Annotated in this window: 12 protein-coding genes; 1 reads left to right on the top strand and 11 read right to left on the bottom strand. The window is 61.3% G+C overall.

The genetic code is table 11. From position 1 onward, the window contains the following. The first annotated feature begins 255 nt into the window (after positions 1 to 255). Positions 256 to 939, top strand: coding sequence for a hypothetical protein (locus tag ASD02_RS25200; protein ID WP_057221329.1), 684 nt, complete (start codon positions 256 to 258; stop codon positions 937 to 939). 296 nt (positions 940 to 1,235) lie between these two features. Here ASD02_RS25200 and ASD02_RS25195 read toward each other — a convergent pair whose 3' ends face one another. The 11 genes from ASD02_RS25195 to ASD02_RS25145 form a co-directional block, all read right to left on the bottom strand. Beyond that, the gene (locus ASD02_RS25195) at positions 1,236 to 2,123 is read right to left on the bottom strand and encodes a UTP--glucose-1-phosphate uridylyltransferase (RefSeq protein WP_057221330.1); all 888 of its coding nucleotides are present in this window, start codon (positions 2,121 to 2,123) and stop codon (positions 1,236 to 1,238) included. Positions 2,124 to 2,140: 17 nt separating this feature from the next. Continuing rightward, a complete protein-coding gene (locus ASD02_RS25190; protein ID WP_057221331.1) occupies positions 2,141 to 3,328 on the bottom strand; it encodes a polysaccharide pyruvyl transferase family protein in 1,188 nt (395 codons plus the stop codon). Between the two features lie 12 nt (positions 3,329 to 3,340). After that, positions 3,341 to 4,675 (bottom strand): glycosyltransferase family 4 protein, encoded by a 1,335-nt coding sequence (locus tag ASD02_RS25185; RefSeq protein WP_057221332.1) that lies wholly within the window; start codon positions 4,673 to 4,675, stop codon positions 3,341 to 3,343. Further along, positions 4,672 to 6,900 carry a hypothetical protein gene (locus ASD02_RS25180; RefSeq protein WP_063978372.1) on the bottom strand — a complete coding sequence of 743 codons (2,229 nt, stop codon included), beginning with the start codon at positions 6,898 to 6,900 and terminating at the stop codon, positions 4,672 to 4,674. Before ASD02_RS25180 ends, ASD02_RS25185 begins: the two co-directional genes overlap by 4 nt. Positions 6,901 to 6,914: 14 nt before the next feature. Continuing rightward, entirely contained in the window at positions 6,915 to 7,646 is a 732-nt protein-coding gene (locus ASD02_RS25175) for a hypothetical protein (RefSeq protein ID WP_057221334.1), read from the bottom strand. 9 nt (positions 7,647 to 7,655) lie between these two features. Continuing rightward, complete coding sequence (locus ASD02_RS25170) at positions 7,656 to 8,909, bottom strand: glycosyltransferase family 4 protein (protein ID WP_057221335.1); 1,254 nt, start codon at positions 8,907 to 8,909, stop codon at positions 7,656 to 7,658. After that, entirely contained in the window at positions 8,906 to 9,745 is an 840-nt protein-coding gene (locus ASD02_RS25165) for a class I SAM-dependent methyltransferase (protein ID WP_057221349.1), read from the bottom strand. The genes ASD02_RS25170 and ASD02_RS25165 overlap by 4 nt, the downstream gene beginning before the upstream one ends. Next, a complete protein-coding gene (locus ASD02_RS25160; protein WP_244494282.1) occupies positions 9,742 to 11,766 on the bottom strand; it encodes a glycosyltransferase in 2,025 nt (674 codons plus the stop codon). Before ASD02_RS25160 ends, ASD02_RS25165 begins: the two co-directional genes overlap by 4 nt. A 292-nt stretch (positions 11,767 to 12,058) precedes the next feature. Further along, positions 12,059 to 12,718 carry a calcium-binding protein gene (locus tag ASD02_RS25155; RefSeq protein WP_057217270.1) on the bottom strand — a complete coding sequence of 220 codons (660 nt, stop codon included), beginning with the start codon at positions 12,716 to 12,718 and terminating at the stop codon, positions 12,059 to 12,061. A gap of 265 nt (positions 12,719 to 12,983) precedes the next feature. Further along, positions 12,984 to 14,384, bottom strand: coding sequence for an HlyD family type I secretion periplasmic adaptor subunit (locus tag ASD02_RS25150; RefSeq protein ID WP_057217267.1), 1,401 nt, complete (start codon positions 14,382 to 14,384; stop codon positions 12,984 to 12,986). Beyond that, positions 14,381 to 16,162: a type I secretion system permease/ATPase gene (locus tag ASD02_RS25145; RefSeq protein WP_057217265.1), complete on the bottom strand. Its 1,782-nt coding sequence runs from the start codon at positions 16,160 to 16,162 to the stop codon at positions 14,381 to 14,383. The genes ASD02_RS25150 and ASD02_RS25145 overlap by 4 nt, the downstream gene beginning before the upstream one ends. Positions 16,163 to 16,273: the final 111 nt, after the last annotated feature.

Raw genomic sequence — 16,273 nt, 5'->3', positions numbered from 1 at the left:
GCTGGCCGCCAGCGTCTCTGTGGTACAACAAACCCGCGTTAACCTAAACGCTTGGGCAGGCTGGTCAATGCCGTGGCTCGGTTCTCAATCCTTATCGGACCTTAGGCTGTCTGCCCGACAGGACCAAGGTCCTATAGGCCACCGCAATGGTCCGGGGGGCATAGTAGCTGCCTTTGGCCCAAGATAAGTTACGCTTCTCTACAAACGCGGCCTTCATCGAAGTCGGTGCCGCGGCTATTCGAAGAGGAGTTTCTTATGGTTTTCGCGAAAGCAATCGCTCGTGGCGCCTTGGCGCTGAGTCTGGTCGTAGCCCCCGCGGTAGGCGGGATGGTCGGTGCGGCGGGCACAGCCCTGGCCAAGGAAGGCCATGGCAATTCCGGCGGCGGCGGCGGTGGTAATGGAAATGGAAATGGAAATGGCGGCAACCATGGCGGGGGCTCAGGTTCCAGCCATGGAAAATCGGGAACCGCGCGTGCAAGCAAGGACACCCGGTCGAGCAAGGCCAGCGCCAGTGACAAGCCGACGTGGAAATCGTTGTTCACACGTGGCAAAAAAGGCCCGGACACGGCGAAAAAAGCTGCGAAGGCCGACAAGCTGACCAAGGTGGAGCCAATTGAAGCTGGCGTCGGCACGCCGGGACTGCGCTCGCTGAACCGCAACTATCACGCTTATCTCAACTCGAACGATCCCCGAATGGCCGCGGTTTCTGCCTACGCCATCGCCTATGCAGAGTTTGAAGCTGAGAACGGCGTGGACGCCATCCCAAGCGACCCGGCCCTCAGCGACGAGGCCCTGCGCGATGCGCTTGCCGGTTTCTCGAAAGACGGTGTCGTAACCGATGATATGCTTGACGAAGCCAAGGATATCCTTGGCGTCGGGCCCGACGTCGGCAAGATCGATCAGATCCGCGAAACGCTTCCTCCGGCACCCGTGAATTGACGGTTGTGGACCGCCATTCGGCGGGACCAGACAGTTGATCGCGGGCGGCTAACGGGGCGCCAATGATTCTCCGGTCTCGTGATCGGTGAAAATCCGGAAGAGATTGACAGCCAAATCAAACAAGGCCCGCAAACAGGAATGTCTGCGGGCCTTTTGATGTTCTACAGCGCCGCGCGTCATATTAGACGCGCAAACAAAGCTAAAAAAGCAAAGCTTCGAACCGTAACGCCGCGCCACGAACACAGATTGCGCATCCTGGCGGCATGGCCGTTCCTCGCGGCGCAGCCTACGCGCCATCAGGCGATTGCGCGCATGGGCGTCATGAGTGCATGCATCTCGCCGGAGATCCCTGCTGCAATGTCGGCGCGCGCCATTGCCATGTGCAGGTTGGCCGCGACGAAGCCGGTCGGATTTCCGCAGTCGAACGTGCGGCCGCCGAATTCGAAAGCGCGAATTTCCTGGTCTTTCATCAGGGTAATCATCGCGTCGGTCAACTGGATCTCGCCGCCTGCACCCGGCTCCTGGTTTTCGAGGATGTTGAAGATCTCCGGCTGGAGAATATAGCGCCCTGAGATAAACAGGTTGCTCGGCGCCGTGCCCGGGGCCGGTTTTTCCACGAGGCCATCGACCAGTGCGCCCCCAATAGTCTGCTTCAGGGAAACGATGCCGAATTTGTGAGCCTCTTCCGGCAAGCATCGTTCGACAGCCACGACATTGCCGCCATGTCGCTGGTGAAGGGTCGTCATCGATTGGAGGCAGGGTTCGTGATCGACCATCAGCATATCCGGCAGCAGCACGGCGAAAGGTTCGTCGCCGACGATGTGGCGCGCCGTCCAGACGGCGTGGCCAAGGCCACGGGCCTGTTGCTGGCGCACAAATGAGATGCTGCCGACATCAGGCGTTGCCGTCGCCAGCCGATCGGCAAGCGGGTTCTTGCCGGCTCGCCGCAGCGTTGCGTCGACTTCGAATGCGTGATCGAAATAATCCTCGATTGCGCCCTTCATGCGGCCAGTGACGATGATGACGTGTTCGATGCCCGCGGCAAACGCCTCACTGACAATGTAGTCGAGGATCGGCCGATCAACGATCGGCAGCAGTTCCTTGGGAACGCTTTTTGTCGCCGGCAGCATTCGCGTACCGAATCCGGCGGCCGGGATGATCGCCTTGCGCACTTTGTTCTGCATGTCAGCACCTTTTCGCTTCAAGCAACTCGGGAGATTTTTGCGGGTGGGGATTTGAGGATGTCGTGCATCTTGTGCTCGACACCATTTTCAGTGAGGAAACGGTACATTTCGCCGTAGGTGTGGAACCAGGCACGGTTGTACCTGTCGAAGAGGGCCTGGTCCCAATAGTCCTCGAGGCAGAACGCCTGCTGCCCGAAGATGTCGAAACTGGGGATCTTGAATGTGTCGCAGAACTCGGCCGTTCGGCTGTCATAGGTGCAGTAGATCGACGGAACCCCATTCGCCAGCGCCATGAGATTGCCGTGCAGGCGGTAGCCGAGCACCAGGTCCTGGGCGCGGATCAGCCGTTCGTAATCGGCAACCACATCAGAATAGAACAGCCTTTGCTCGTAGAGGCCCAGCATCGCCTCATCGAGATACCAGGACGATGTCCAATGGTCGGCCTTGAGCGCGGCGAGTGCTTCTTCGCGCTGGGCCTCGTCTCCCAGGACAAGCTTCTTTTCCTCGACCTCGCCCTGCGTCAACAGCACGGTCTCGAAGCGCCCAGCCATGGTTTTCACCAGTTCGCGGTGGAAGCCGAGATAGCGTTCGATATCCTTGGCATAGGCGTCGGAGACTTCTCGCCTGACGGTGACCCCGACCTTGCGGACCTGTTCGAGCGGCGGCAGCGTGATGCGCAGTTCCGGATCGTTCAGGCGGAAGGCGGTCGGGCATCCGATGATCCGGACGTTGCGGATGCCGAGATCCCACAAAACCTCGGCCGAATAGGCACCCCGCACACCGACTGATGTCGTCGATTCGGACATCAGGCGCAGCACGGCGCGCGTATCGTCGGAGAGCCTGATTTTTCCATCCACCGGAGCCTGTGCACCGATCCCAAAGCCGATCACTGGCAGGCCGAGCGCCTTCAGGACCGTTGCTGCCGCCTCCCAGTTCATGGCGTCGTGAATGTAATTTGATCCGCGCAGGAACACGTAATCGTATTCCTCCCGAAGCCGGGCGATGTCGCGTGGCCTGAATTCCGATATTTCGAGCACACCGAGTTCTTCGAACCGCAGCAGTTTCAGCGACGAGTCGAAGACGAAGGCATCGCCCATATTGTGGTAGTGGTTGATGTGAGACTGGATGTCTTGATGTTGATACCAGCGAACGCTGTCATGTGCGTAGACTTCGCCGGCGGGGATCATGACCAATATGCGTGCCAAAAGCTTAATCCGTCATTGGAACTGTGACGAGACGCGCATCTCGACGCGATGTTCGCGCTGCGCGGCACCGTCTTTTTCGCGCAGCAGGCTGCGATAGACGCCGAGGTGTTCCCTTGCGCAATCCTTGGAACTGAAGGGACCGCGCATGCTGCTGCGCAAGCGGTCCCAGACCGTGTCGTCGTTCAGCACCTCGACGATCCGATCCGCGAGGTGCTGGCCGTTGCCGGCGCGAAAATGCAGGCCATCGGCGCCATCGCGAACTTTCTCGGCCATGCCGCCAATGTCAGAGCAGATGATCGGTCGGCGGTGCAGCAGCGCTTCCTGGATAACGACGGGTGAGTTCTCCCACCAGATCGATGGGAAGATCACCCAATCGACGGATCGCATGAGCTTCGGCAGATCGGCATTCTGGTAGCTCCCGTAGAAGCGCACCCGACGACCGGCTCGCTCGATCAGCTTCTTCATCCGCGCCTGGAATTCGGCCGGTTGGCGCTCGAGATTGGCGCCGAAGATCATCAGGTAGGCGTCATCGCCCCAGATCTCATCCGGTACGCGGCCGATGGCATCGATCAGCACGTCGACGCCCTTGAACGGCGTCATCTGGCCGAAGAAGGCGAAGCGGTTGCGACGCGCGTCGCTTCGCGCAAGTTCGCGCGCGGGTGTAGCTTCCTCGCCCATGATTCCGTTTTCGATGACGTGAATGCGTTGGCGATCTATGCCCCACTCCGCATAGCGCTTGGCGAGAAAGGCGCTCGGCGCAACGAACGCGTCGACCATATCGAGGAGCATGGTGCGCACGAGCGCCTCACGCCGGAGGAACCTTGATGCCGGAATATCCGGAAAGCAGCTGTTGCAGGCGGTCGGCGAAGCCTGCTCGCAAAGCTGACCCGTCGGCCGTTTTACCATCTGGCCGTGGTTGTGGCAGATCGGCACGAATTCATGAAGGGTGAGAAGGATTGCCGCGTCTGGCAGTGCGGAGCGCACCGCATAGAGCGCCTCGAGACCGAAACCCAGAACGTGATGGAAATGAATGACATCCGGTTTCACATCGCGCACGAAGCGCAGGAGATCACGCTCGATCGACTCGACGTCCTCATTCGCGAGGTGAAAATGATCATAGGCAACGGTGTGGAACAACACCTCTTCCTGCGGCAGGCGCGCACTCATAAGCGCCGACGAGGCGTGTCGTTGCAGCGGCGGGGAGGCGGCCGCCAGATACACGGATTCGACACCTTCCATCGCGTTCAGGCCGCGATGCAGGTTGTGCGAGGCGATCTCCGCCCCGCCCAGCGAAAAGGAGGGGTGCGCATGCGAGATCACCAGGACGCGAAGCTTTTGTTCCCTCATGCGGAAATCCTGTCAAACGATCTTTGGCTCTGGTGAGCGCTTCGCCACCGCGACTTGAGGATTTCGACATCGATGCGTTCGGCGAGCGCGGCAAGCTTGCCGTTCTGCTCCCCCGACATCGGCTCGTCGCAGCCGAGCAATTGGATCGATGGCAGCAAATAAGCAGCGATGCCTGCCCGGTTGATCCGGAGCCCAATTTCGCAGGCCTTCTGTTTTGAGCCGAGATAGACGCCGCAATCGCGCATCGCGTCGTTCAGGACCGCACGCGGCATGATGCAGCATTCGAGCGACGCGACGTCGACCCGCGTCAATTGCAGTGCCGCAATCGCCATCAGCGGATAACCGGCATAGCGATCGAGCAGCAGTTGATCGCCGTCCTCGGAGAGCCAGCTTCCTGCCCATTTCACCGAGTGATCGTCATAGGCAAGCATCGGCGAAATCACGCTTCCGACGTGGGCCTCTCCGACTGCCGTCAGTGCGTCGTACCAGCCTTTGCCAGTAGGGACGAGTGAGCCCGCCATGGTTACGACCGTGTCGCATGAAACCACCTCCGCCCCGACCGACAGCAGATCGAAGCGATCTTGTGCCGCGGCCGCGCAGACCAGGCGGACCGAGAGACCATAAAACCGTGCCAGCTGCCTAAGACGGACGAGATCCCTCTGGAAGGCCGGCTTGCTGACAACGATCACGAGCGGAGCGCAGCGCGTCTGCGGGTCGAGCGCAAACAATGCGAGGAGCGGGCCGACTTCCGGCATTCCGACGGTGGAGCCGACGATGATGGGAACGCCGGCATTTTCGTCGAACACCCCGACGTCGATGATCGTTTCCATGCGCGGCGCGGTGCAGGCTACCTTGGAGAGGAGCGGAACGATCTGGTGATCGACGATCGCCGGCAGCGCCCAGTTGGCGGCATCGAACAAAGACAATTGCTGGCTTGCGGCCCGTCGCGCCGGCATCCGCTTGGGTGTCAAGGGCAGAAACGCGCGCCGACCTTCTCTCAAGGTCAGTTCAAGATAGGGTGTAGCGTCGAGATTGCCGCCAGGCAGTCTCGCATGGGCGACAAATCCGTGGGCCTGATCGTCGCTGTCAAGCGATGCCCGGAATGCGGGTTGATCGGCGAAGCTCTGCGAAACGTCGACCCGATCGAGGCGCGTCCAGATGTCGTCGAGTCTGGCCTCTGCGCCCGGCCGCCGCAGTTTGACGGAGGAAACATGGTGCTCCGGGTCGAGCAGCCAGCCCGAAATCAGCATGTCGCCTTCATCGGTTTCGAACACCCGGTCAACGTCCAGGCGAACCGGGTATGGAAGGCTCGAAATCGTGTCCTTTCCGGTGAAACCGTTTGCCGCTGAACGCAGGCGCAGCATGGCCTCTGGCGTTGCCCGGGCTTCGAGCAGCACGGACCGGATGTGGTCCGGAGTGTCCAGGGCCGCGCTGATTTGCACGCGCGAATGCGCCGGTGTCAAGTGCCAGCCTCCGCCGGCATTGTAGACGATGCCTTTGAGCGCGTCGGCGCGTACCCTCCCGCCCGTTTCCAGAACGGCGATGAAACCCAGCTCGCCCTCCGGTATATCCGGCCGGGCAAAACTGGCGACGAAACAATCGGCGACGGTCGTTGCGCCGGCTAGAAGATAGGCCTGGCAACGGCCGGGAACGAACGCGCGGCTCCAGCCCATGATGACGATGACGCCGTCATGGGTCTCTCCGACCAGTTCGATGAAGCCGTCGGACGGCTGCAGTGCCTTGATCAACGTAAGTCCGGCGAAAACCCTGTTGCGGTTGCCCGGTTGCGCCATGAGCTGATCGGCGAGGCGACTGACGACGACGGCCGTTTCTCCTGCTGTGGTCTGCGCAATAAGGGTTGCCGCGTCTTCGATCGAAATCGGTCTGGGGGCAACGATGAAGCGCTCGCTGATGCGCCCATCGTCAACGTCGATCAGCGAGATGGGCACATCGGGATTCGGTTGCGTCAGGAGCGCCGCAAAACCGTGCGTCGCCGACGGCGACGATGCAGTTAAGGGCCAGCTTGCAACGGAAGCGCCGTCTCGCGGGGGCTTGGCGCCATCGGCTCTGACGGAAACAGCGTGGCCCTTGGCCCGTCCGCTGCCAAGGACGAGCATGGTTTCCTGATCGATCCGAGCGGAGACGGCCCGACCCTTGCCGAAGCGCAAGGGCGCCCCCGCGGCGCGGGTGCCGTTGGTGCCAGCGGATCTTTCATCGTTCGCCATCGCCTGCCGCATCATCATCTTGCCAGCAATGCCAGCAGCGCTCCGGCTGCAAATCCCATGAGGACGAAGAGAAGCAGCACGAGCGGCCTGGTCTCGCCGCCCGCCCGTTTTTGAAGTGTGGAGAGTGTCTTCTCCATGCCCGCCACGACGCCATCCATTCGCAGCAGATGCACGTCCAGATCGTCCAGCCGTCGGCTCATCTCGGCACGAAGACCGTCGATGCCGGCGCTCGGGTCTTGCGCTCCCTCGGTTTCCGCCGCATCTGCGCCGATATGAGGTACGCGCTGCAGCGAACGTTGGGAAATCTGCAGCTGACGCTGCGCAGCCATCAGCACGTCCAGTTTGTCGAGCACCCTGGTCAATGGTGCTGCGATCAGCGCTTCGGCTGCCTGTTCGTCGGGTTGCGGCACGCGGAGGGGCTGCCCCGCTCCGTCTCCCGTAAACGCCATGACGACGAGATCGCGGCTGCGCTTCTGCACCGCCTCAGGCAGGGCGATTTCGAATGCGTGCTGGCCGTCACCGATCCCGTTTCGCTTGAGGTCCGGGCGATTGCGGTCGGCGATCGCTTCGGCGACCGGTGCGCCATCGAGGAGGACGCGCACTTTGAGGCGTTGGCCGGGGGCGGCGGGATCGTGCGCCCAGCCGAACAGGCGTCCCCCATCGATGGCATCGACGCGACCGTTGATGGGTTTGGCGCCTTCATTCTCGGGCGGCGGCGTGTCGAGTTTTTCTGCGACTTGGGCCATGGGTCCTCTTTATGCGGCCTGAACCTGCTGGAGATTGAAAAGAGCAAGGTAACGACCGGCTGTGGTGTCGATGTCATCAGGGCGAACGGCTCGGCCGGAAAGCTGTCGCAGAAGCGTCGGCTTTTCGATGACCTGCCGCATGGCGGCTGCGAGCTGGCGTGGATCGTCGGGTGCCACGGTCAGGCCATTGACGCCGTTCCTGACCAGTTCGGCCATTCCGCCGATGTTGCTGGCGATCACCGGGCGTCCCTGCGCCTGCGCCTCCTGGATCACCAGCGGCGCATTTTCCCACCAGATGGAGGGGACAACGGTGCAGTCGACGCCGCCGATGAGGGCTGCCACATCTTCTCGGCGGTAGGGGCCGCGCCGCTGGACGAAGGGTGCGGTTTCGGAAAACAGGCGGTCGATGTCGGCGACGAATTCCTGGGTCTGAAACGGTGCGCCGCCATGGACGCGCAGCTCGAAGTCGACGCCATCGGCGATCAGCTGGCGCGCCGCCTCCAGCAGCACCTTGATCCCTTTCCAAGGGTTCAGATTGCCGAAATAGCCGAAGACGGGGCGTCCGCTCTTGGGTTTGTCCTTGCCGGCCTCAAACGCCTGGGGCGGTAGGCCGTTGGCGATGACGGAGATGCGGTCTTCGGCAATTCCCCAGTCGACATAGCGTCGTTTCAGGAACTCGCTCGGCGCAGCAAAACGATCAATCGTGCTCAGAAGCGCCTTGAGATGTTGTTCCCTGAGCGCGAAGCGGTCGGGCTTGATGTCCTTGAAGCAGGCGTGACAACGGTCCGGACTAGAGCCGTGGCAGAGCTCCCGCTTGTCGGTGCGCACCATCAGACCGTCATGATGGCAAATCGGGTAGTAATCATGCAGGGTCATGACGATCTTGCACGCCGGCAACGCTCTGCGCACGATATGTGGAAACTCGGCGCCCATGAGCAGAATATGGTGGAGATGAACCACATCGGGCCGGAATTCGCGCAGCAGTTCCACCAGATCCGGCACGAAACCGTAAAGGTCGATTTGGCTCATGAAAAAGCGATCGAAATGCCCCGCCCAAAGCAGGATTTCGTCGCCTGTCGGCCCTATGGCCTGGAAACTCGTGCCCGGTCTGGCCTCGCGATGGACCTGGTTGACCGCGCCCAGGAACAGCGCCTCGTGTCCTGCGCGCTGGTAGGCGCGGAAGAGATCGTGCGCAAAGACTTCCGTGCCGCCGGGATGAAGGGCCGGATGATTGTGCGCCACCACGAGAATGCGCTCGCTCATGGGCGGCTCCGGTGACGCTCACCCACGAGCACATCTTGATAGTGTGTGCCGCCCGGTTCGCGCCAATGGCCAAAGGACTTGAGCGCGAGCGAGAGACCGGTGCGATTGAACGCGCCGTCGAGAAAACCATCGTCGAAGCCGACGGCGGCCAACGGCGGCTGACCCGGTACGAACCAGCAGGGCCCCTGGCCGGCGCGCTCGAAGGCAAGGCGCGGATCGCGCCGCCCCATGGCATTTCGCCTGGCGATCTCGTCGACGATGAAGGCTGTCATGAACAATCGGCCGCCATGTGCCAGGACCCGGACGATCTCCGCCAGATAGGCCATGACCTCGTCGGCGGGCAGGTGCGTGACGACCGACGTCATGATGATGAAATCGAACTGCGCGTCTGCAAATGGCAGTTTCAGTTCCCGGCCCTTGATCGTCCCCGTCGGGTTGTAGAGATCATGGGCGATGTCGAGGCGTTGGAAGGTGAAGTTCGGATAGGTCGGCGTCACGGTCGCCCGGCACCAGCGGATGCCGCCCTCCACGGGATCGAGGCCATCATAACGGCCTCGGTCGCCATCGAGATATTGGGTGAGCGGCACGGCCATGCGGCCGATGCCGCAGCCGATATCGAGAACGCGATGATTGGCCCGCAAGCCGCCCATGCGGATGAAATGTCCGAGAAACTCCGCGCCGATCGCACGGAAATCACCGTCGCCGACAAAAATGCTGTTCGCGTCCGGCTGCGGAAGGAACCGGTTGCGCGACACGCTGTCGGTCAGCCAGCGAAGATGTGCGTCGTCCAGTGGCGGTGGTGCACCGATTTCATCGCGGGGCAGGGCATCGATCATGCATTCGTCCATTCAATTGCGTGGTCATCGGGAGACGCGGTCTTGAGGCTGCTCGGCGATCGATAGTCGCGCGCCATCAGGGCGGCGATGTCATCGTCCCAGCGCTGTGTGTGGAGCCAGGAGTTGTATTGGCTGGCGACCCCGCGCATGTAGTCCTGGCTGCGCCGGATCGACTGGCGCTCGAAGTGATACAGGCAGGCCGACGGCTCATAGCCGATCTCGAAGCCGGCCCGGCGGATCTTCAGGCAAAGGTCGCTGTCTTCATAATCACCGATGATATAGTCCTCGGTGAAGCCGCCGACGCTCTCGTAGAGATCCCTCGTGGTGACGAGGCAGGCGCCCGTGACACCGGGAACCGTTCGCGCCTGCTGCGCCGGCATGTAGTCGCTGGGCATGCCCTTGTAGAAGTGGTGGTTCAGCCAGATCCCACGCTGGTCGCGGCCGAAATAGAGGCCTGCGTGCTGCAGCGATTTGTCTTCGAAGATCAGCCTGGGGCCGACCGCGCCGTACGCCCCGCTCATGATCGGATCTATCAGTGTCTGCACCCAGCCGGGTTCGCAGGGCACGACATCGGAATTGAGCATGACCAGAACGGAGCCCCGCGCCATACGCGCGCCGGTATTGCACGCCCGCGCGTAGCCGCCGTTCCGGTTCATGACCACCAGCCGCATGGGCAAACCGTGCAACAGGTGCAGCCCGCCGAGCAGATGCTCGGTCTCGTCCTGAATTTCCGGGGAATCCAGAACGAAGACCAGTTCCGCGTTTTCCATGAGCCAGGGGTCCGTCGCCATGCCCGACAACTGGAAGCGGAGAAAATCGAGAACCTTGTAGAGCGGGATGACGATGGAAACGAGCGGTGCATGCTGCGGCAGGCCGTAGTCTCTCGTCCGCTTGACCTCGACCGTCTTGCCCAGGCGTTGCTCCACTTCTCTAAGCGCCGGCGCAAGTATCGTGCGGAATGCATCGTCGATGGCATGTTGCGGCGGCACCGCGCGCAGGATCTGGTTTCGCTGCAGCACGGGTTCGAAGGGTTGCGGCGGCGGGATGAGGGATTTCACGGCCCCGGAGGCAAGCCGCATCTGAAAACGCGGCTGAAGCAGTGGGCCGAGCGGTTGATCAAGGGGTATCCGGGCAACGAAGCCGGTCACGTCCGTCTTCGATTTGTCGGCCTGTGTCTGCGCCCATCCGGGGAATTCGTAGATATTGCCGTCCAGCGGCACCGCTTTGCCATCCGCCTGCAGATAGTCGATGCCGGCGAGCATGGATGACGGATCATGATACCATCCGCCGACCAGCAGGCTGTCGGAAAGGGCGAGCGCCAGGTCGACCTGTCCGGATGGCTGCTGTGCCGCTCTCGGAACGTGACGTTCTTTCAAGGGCGCCCGGACCTGCAGGTCGATTGCGGTCGCCGGTCCACCGTTCGGCCAGGCGGCGAGATGCTGAACGAGCAATTCGCGCAGTTCGAGCGCGTCGCGATTGTCTGCCCACCAGCGCGTAAGGCTTGGACATTGCGCTTCGCGCTCGGAAAGCTGTCTTATGGCGATGCCGTTCTTGCTGAGCAGCACAATCTGAAAGGGTGGGCTGAGGCTTGGCATCTCGGCAATGAAGTGGCAGGCCTGCCAGCCTGCCCGTGTGCCGCGACGGATGATCGCCTTCGGCCTTAATTGGCTGACGCTTGCCGCGCCCACGACATAGATCCCGAGCTTGTCGTCGAACTCCGGATTGATGGTCGTTTCGATCAAGAACCGTCCGCGGCCCAGCTCGCAGGTGATGCGCGCCGGTCGAGGCGTTGGCGCCAATGCGTTGAGGGCGTCTTCGACGATAAGTGAGAAATATGGGTCGCTAGCGACCTTGAATGCGCTTCGCCACGTCGTCAGCAGGACGTTGAGAAATCTGATACGCGCTTCCGGCGCGAGTTCCAGGAACAGCTGCTCCATGTCGAGGGGAGGCAGACCGCTTGCCGGTTCGATGTTGATCGGCACTACGCTGTCGCTGCCTTCGACGGCAATGACGGCTGACATCGGCGCTCTCGCTGTCCGCATCGCCCACAGCGTTCGCTGATGTCCGTCAACGAGCGAAAGAGTTACGCTCACGAGCGGAACCGGCGGCTTTGACATCGTCAGCACCGGCCGCGTCGGAATTGGCAGCCCCGGCGGCAGGTCCCAGATGAGAACAGCCAGGTCCGATCCTAAACGAAATGCCTTTGCGTCCCGATGATCGGTATTCGGCTGCTTGATATCGCTGAACGGCAAATTCAATCCCTCTTGGAGTGCGCGCCCTGCGGGAGGAATGCAGGGCACGCCTAGTCCACGCTTAGTGAACCGTGAAATAGTTCTCGGGATTTGCGTGAATGTCGTCGACGTCGACGTTGACCAGGGTCAGTGAATCGCCGTGGCCGAGGTCGATGATGACATTGCCGCCGACCTGGGTGACCCGCGAAGCGAGGTCGTCAGGCGAGGTGATATCGAGACCATTGATGCCCTTCGAGATCTGCAGCAGATCTTCGCCGGGCGTGAAGTCGAGGATGACGTCGTTGCCGCCGCCGCCGTCGAATACGAAGACGTCACTGCCGGCACCGCCAACCAGGAGGTCGTCGCCAGCGCCGCCGTCGATGACGTCATTGCCGCCACCGCCGAAGAGCATGTCGCTGCCTTTGCCGCCGGACAGGAAGTCGTTACCCTGACCGCCGAGCAAAATGTCGCTGCCATTGCCGCCGGAAAGGAGATCATCACCCCATCCACCGGTCAGCGTATCGTTGCCGTTCTCGCCATAGAGAACGTCGTCGCCTTCGCCGCCAAACAGCGTATCGTTGCCGTTGCCGCCGAAAAGCTGGTCGTCACCTTCGTCACCGAAAATGATGTCATGTCCGTTGCCGCCGCTCACGAAATCATCACCCGCTCGAGCATGGATGAAATCGTTGAAGCGAGAGCCGAACAGCGCGTCGTCGTATGCGCCGCCTTCTAGTGTGGCCATCTGCCTCTCCTCTTGGTGGATAAATCGCACGTCCACCGACCAGGTCGATGTTGATGCGCCGGGAGTGTGCATCGGCCTCGAATATATTTCAACATCGATTCCAGATTAAATCATGAAATCTTCGCGACATTATTGCCAATTTTCGTGGGAAATCAATACAGAAATTAAACTATACATAGTTTTCCGCGATTCATTGGGTAGTTTAGTAGCAAACTAGTTCAAGATTTGTAGTAATTTACTGCGTATCCCGCCTGTCGGCGCTGAATCAATCTTCCCTGAAAGCGCGATTGAAGCTCTCTGTCAGCGGAGACACCAGGTAGTCGATGGCGCGGCGTGCCTTGTGCACGATCAGCACCTCGGCAGGCGCCCCCGGATACAGGCGAACATCGGGATCGGCAGCAAGAGACGCCGCATCGATCTTGGCGCGAGCGGTGAAATAGGAGGCACCCGACTTCTCATCGACCGTCTGGTCCGCGGCAATGTAGGTCACCGCGCCATTGAAGGGCATGCGCGAGCGCTGATTGTAGGCGGTCAGACGGATCTGCGTCGGAGAGCCCACCGATATGCTGTCGATGTCACGAGGGTTGACGCGCATCTCGACGACCAACGGCTCGTCTTCGGGTACGATTTCCATCAGGGGCTGGCCAGGCGTGACAGCACTTCCGGGGGTACGCAGCCAGATGTTGCTGACCACGCCTGCCTGGGGCGAGCGGATTTCCATGCGCCGCAAGACATCCTTTGCCGCAACGATCTGTTCTTCGACATCCGTCAGGTCGATGCGCGCCGTGGTTATCTCACCCGCGATGGTCGATTGAAACTCGCTTTCGATGCCGATCAACGCGAGTTGGGCGCCAGCCCTTGCCTTTTCTGCCTGCGCCTTGTCTCCGGCCAGTTCGCCGCGCGCTCTGGCGAGCTCACTCAGGCGCGTATCGACCTCGATGAGCTTCGCGCGCTGCACGAAGCCCTTCTCGACCAGCGTGGCGATTGCGGTGCGCTGTTCGGTGATGAGGGCGATCTGCCGGTCGGTCGCTTCGAGCTGGATGAGCAGCGATTTTGTCTGTTCGCCATATTCCTCGATCGTTTTCGTCTGAACGTCGACGCGCCCGGCCTTGGCCTCGTGTCGCTTGTCGAAGAAGACATTCTCCGCCTTGATCGCTTCGTCGACGGCGATCTCGCCGGCTTCGCCGAAATTTTTCGGGAAGGCGATTGCGGCTGCACCGTCCTGTTCCGCCTTGAGCCTGGCGAGCCTGGCAATGAGGCCGATGCGACGGCTGGTGAGGGCATTCAAGTTGGAGCGTGCCCGCGTGTCTTCCAAGAGGATGAGCGGCTGACCCACGGCCACCTGTTCGCCCTCCTGAACCAGAAGGCGCCCCATGACGCCTCCTTCGAAATGGCTGATCGTCTTGCGCTTGGAGTCGACGATCACGCTGCCGTTGGCAACGGTCGCGCTGCTGAGTTCCGTCGACACCGCCCATGTGAAGAAGCCGCCGAAGGATACGATGATGGTCGCAAGCCCCGCGACCATCAGGCGGCGAAGCGCGCGTTCGGAATGCGCCTCATCGATATCGGCCAGGGTCGGTGCCGCCTGAGGGGCGATTTTTGCCAGCGGTCTGACAACGGGCTCTGAAGGCTGCGGACGAAGCGGAAGCATCTGTTTGTCGGTCATGCGGAAGCAACCTCGCGCCGAGTTTCGCCGGGCCCAGGCACGGTCGTCAGGATATCCGTTCGCGGCCCAAACTGGCTGATACGACCATTTTCGAGGACAAGAAGCTTGTCGGCGACCTGCATGATCGATGGCCGGTGGGCGATCATGATGACGATGGCACCCTGGTCGCGCATGCGCTGGATCGCACGCACCAGCGCGCGCTCGCCAAGCGAATCGAGGTTGGCATTGGGTTCATCGAGAACGACTAGGCGCGGGCGATTGTAGAGGCAGCGCGCCAGCGCGATGCGCTGCCTTTGTCCACCGGAAAGCGTCAGGTGACCATCGCCGACGGGCGTGTCATAGCCGAGCGGCAGGCGGCCGATCATCTCGTGCACTTCTGCAAGCCGCGCGGCCTCGATGACCTTGTAGGGGTCCCCATCTTCCATTCTGGCAATGTTTTCCCGGATCGTGCCCTCCAGCAGCGATACCGATTGCGGGAGGTATCCGACCGATTCCCCAAAGGACCCGCGCTCCCAAAGATAAGTATTGTGGCCATCGAGAAAGACCCCACCCGAGGTCGGCTTCAAGATGCCGACCAGCAGCCGGGCCAGCGTCGATTTTCCGGCGGCCGACGGGCCGACCACGCCCAGCACTTCGCCGGGGGAAAGCGAGAAGGAAATGCCCTTGATGATCGGAACCTCGACGCCGGGGACGGCGTAAACGAGTTTATCCACAATCATGTCGCCCACGTCGCCGACTGAATGGGGCGTTGGTGTCGTCTGGCGGATTGCCAGATCTTCGCCGATCGCCGCCTCGAGCCGGCGCCAGCCGGCAATGGCAAGCACCCATTGGCGCCAGTTTTCAATGATCGTGTCGAAGGGGATGAGCAGACGGCCGACAAGGATGCTCGAAGCCATCATCGGGCCGGGGGTGATGGCCTGGTCGAGAACCAGCAGGGCGCCGGCGGCGAGCGTGATCACTTGGATCGAATAGCGCAGGCTGCGCGTCAGCGACGCCATCGCCCTGCTCCTGGTTCCTCCGGCCTCAAGAGCGCCCAAAGCGTGGATTTGCAGGCCACGCCAGCGCCTTGCGAGCGCCGGCAACATACCCATCGCCTCGATCGCTTCGGCGTGCCTAAGGGAACCGGCGATCTTCGAGACCGCTTCGACATTCGCCTGGTTGGCCTCTTTGGTGAGCTGGCGCGTCATCAAATCGTTGACCAGTCCGCAGCACACGAGCAACACCACGGACACGACGCCGATCAGGCCGAAAAGCGGATGCAGCAGGAACAGCGCCCCTAGAAAGATCGGGGACCAAGCGGCGTCGAGCGGCGCGACCACAGCCGATGAAGTGAGGAAGCTGCGAAGTTCCGACAGGTCGCGGAGGGATTGGGCGGCGCGAGTAAGCCCCTGGTTCACCGATGCCTGCACCGCCGATGCCAGAACCGGAGCATTCAGTCTTCGCACGATGGCGCTGCCCATCGCTTGGAAAGCAAGGGCTCGGATAAGATCTAGGACCCCATAGACGACCAATGCGCTGATCGCGAGCAGCGTCAGCATGGTGAGCGTATCAAAGCTCTGGCTGTTGAGAACCCTGTCATGAATCTGCAACATGAACAGCGGTATCGTGAGCTGAAGCAGGCTTATGCAGACACTGAGCAATGCGGCGTAAAGTGATACGGAAAGAAACACACGCTTGGCTTGCAATATTAGCAATCTTGGATTGATAATTTCATCCTGGCGCAGAACCCCTAAAATTTGAGCGTTGCTTATCGTCTCGTTCCGAACAGTATCACGCATGGGCAGTAGCCTGAGGTTGACGTTAAAGCCATCCGTGGAGGACGTCTGGCTTTAAAATAGGGTGAAGCGTAGTATTGCTTCGCTATGTGTGGCACAAAATTAAGAGGTAAT

Source organism: Ensifer sp. Root1252 (assembly GCF_001425885.1).
GTDB lineage: Bacteria > Pseudomonadota > Alphaproteobacteria > Rhizobiales > Rhizobiaceae > Ensifer > Ensifer canadensis.
The sequence above is the reverse complement of the archived record's forward strand: the minus strand, read 5'-3'. Positions and strand labels throughout refer to the sequence as shown.

Coding starts and splice junctions, on each gene's coding strand:
- ASD02_RS25200 (WP_057221329.1), top strand. CDS start 256: ATGGTTTTCGCGAAAGCAATCGCTCGTGGCGCCTTGGCGCTGAGTCTG.
- ASD02_RS25195 (WP_057221330.1), bottom strand. CDS start 2,123: ATGCAGAACAAAGTGCGCAAGGCGATCATCCCGGCCGCCGGATTCGGT.
- ASD02_RS25185 (WP_057221332.1), bottom strand. CDS start 4,675: ATGAGGGAACAAAAGCTTCGCGTCCTGGTGATCTCGCATGCGCACCCC.
- ASD02_RS25180 (WP_063978372.1), bottom strand. CDS start 6,900: ATGGCGAACGATGAAAGATCCGCTGGCACCAACGGCACCCGCGCCGCG.
- ASD02_RS25175 (WP_057221334.1), bottom strand. CDS start 7,646: ATGGCCCAAGTCGCAGAAAAACTCGACACGCCGCCGCCCGAGAATGAA.
- ASD02_RS25170 (WP_057221335.1), bottom strand. CDS start 8,909: ATGAGCGAGCGCATTCTCGTGGTGGCGCACAATCATCCGGCCCTTCAT.
- ASD02_RS25165 (WP_057221349.1), bottom strand. CDS start 9,745: ATGATCGATGCCCTGCCCCGCGATGAAATCGGTGCACCACCGCCACTG.
- ASD02_RS25160 (WP_244494282.1), bottom strand. CDS start 11,766: ATGTCAGCCGTCATTGCCGTCGAAGGCAGCGACAGCGTAGTGCCGATC.
- ASD02_RS25155 (WP_057217270.1), bottom strand. CDS start 12,718: ATGGCCACACTAGAAGGCGGCGCATACGACGACGCGCTGTTCGGCTCT.
- ASD02_RS25150 (WP_057217267.1), bottom strand. CDS start 14,384: ATGACCGACAAACAGATGCTTCCGCTTCGTCCGCAGCCTTCAGAGCCC.
- ASD02_RS25145 (WP_057217265.1), bottom strand. CDS start 16,162: ATGCGTGATACTGTTCGGAACGAGACGATAAGCAACGCTCAAATTTTA.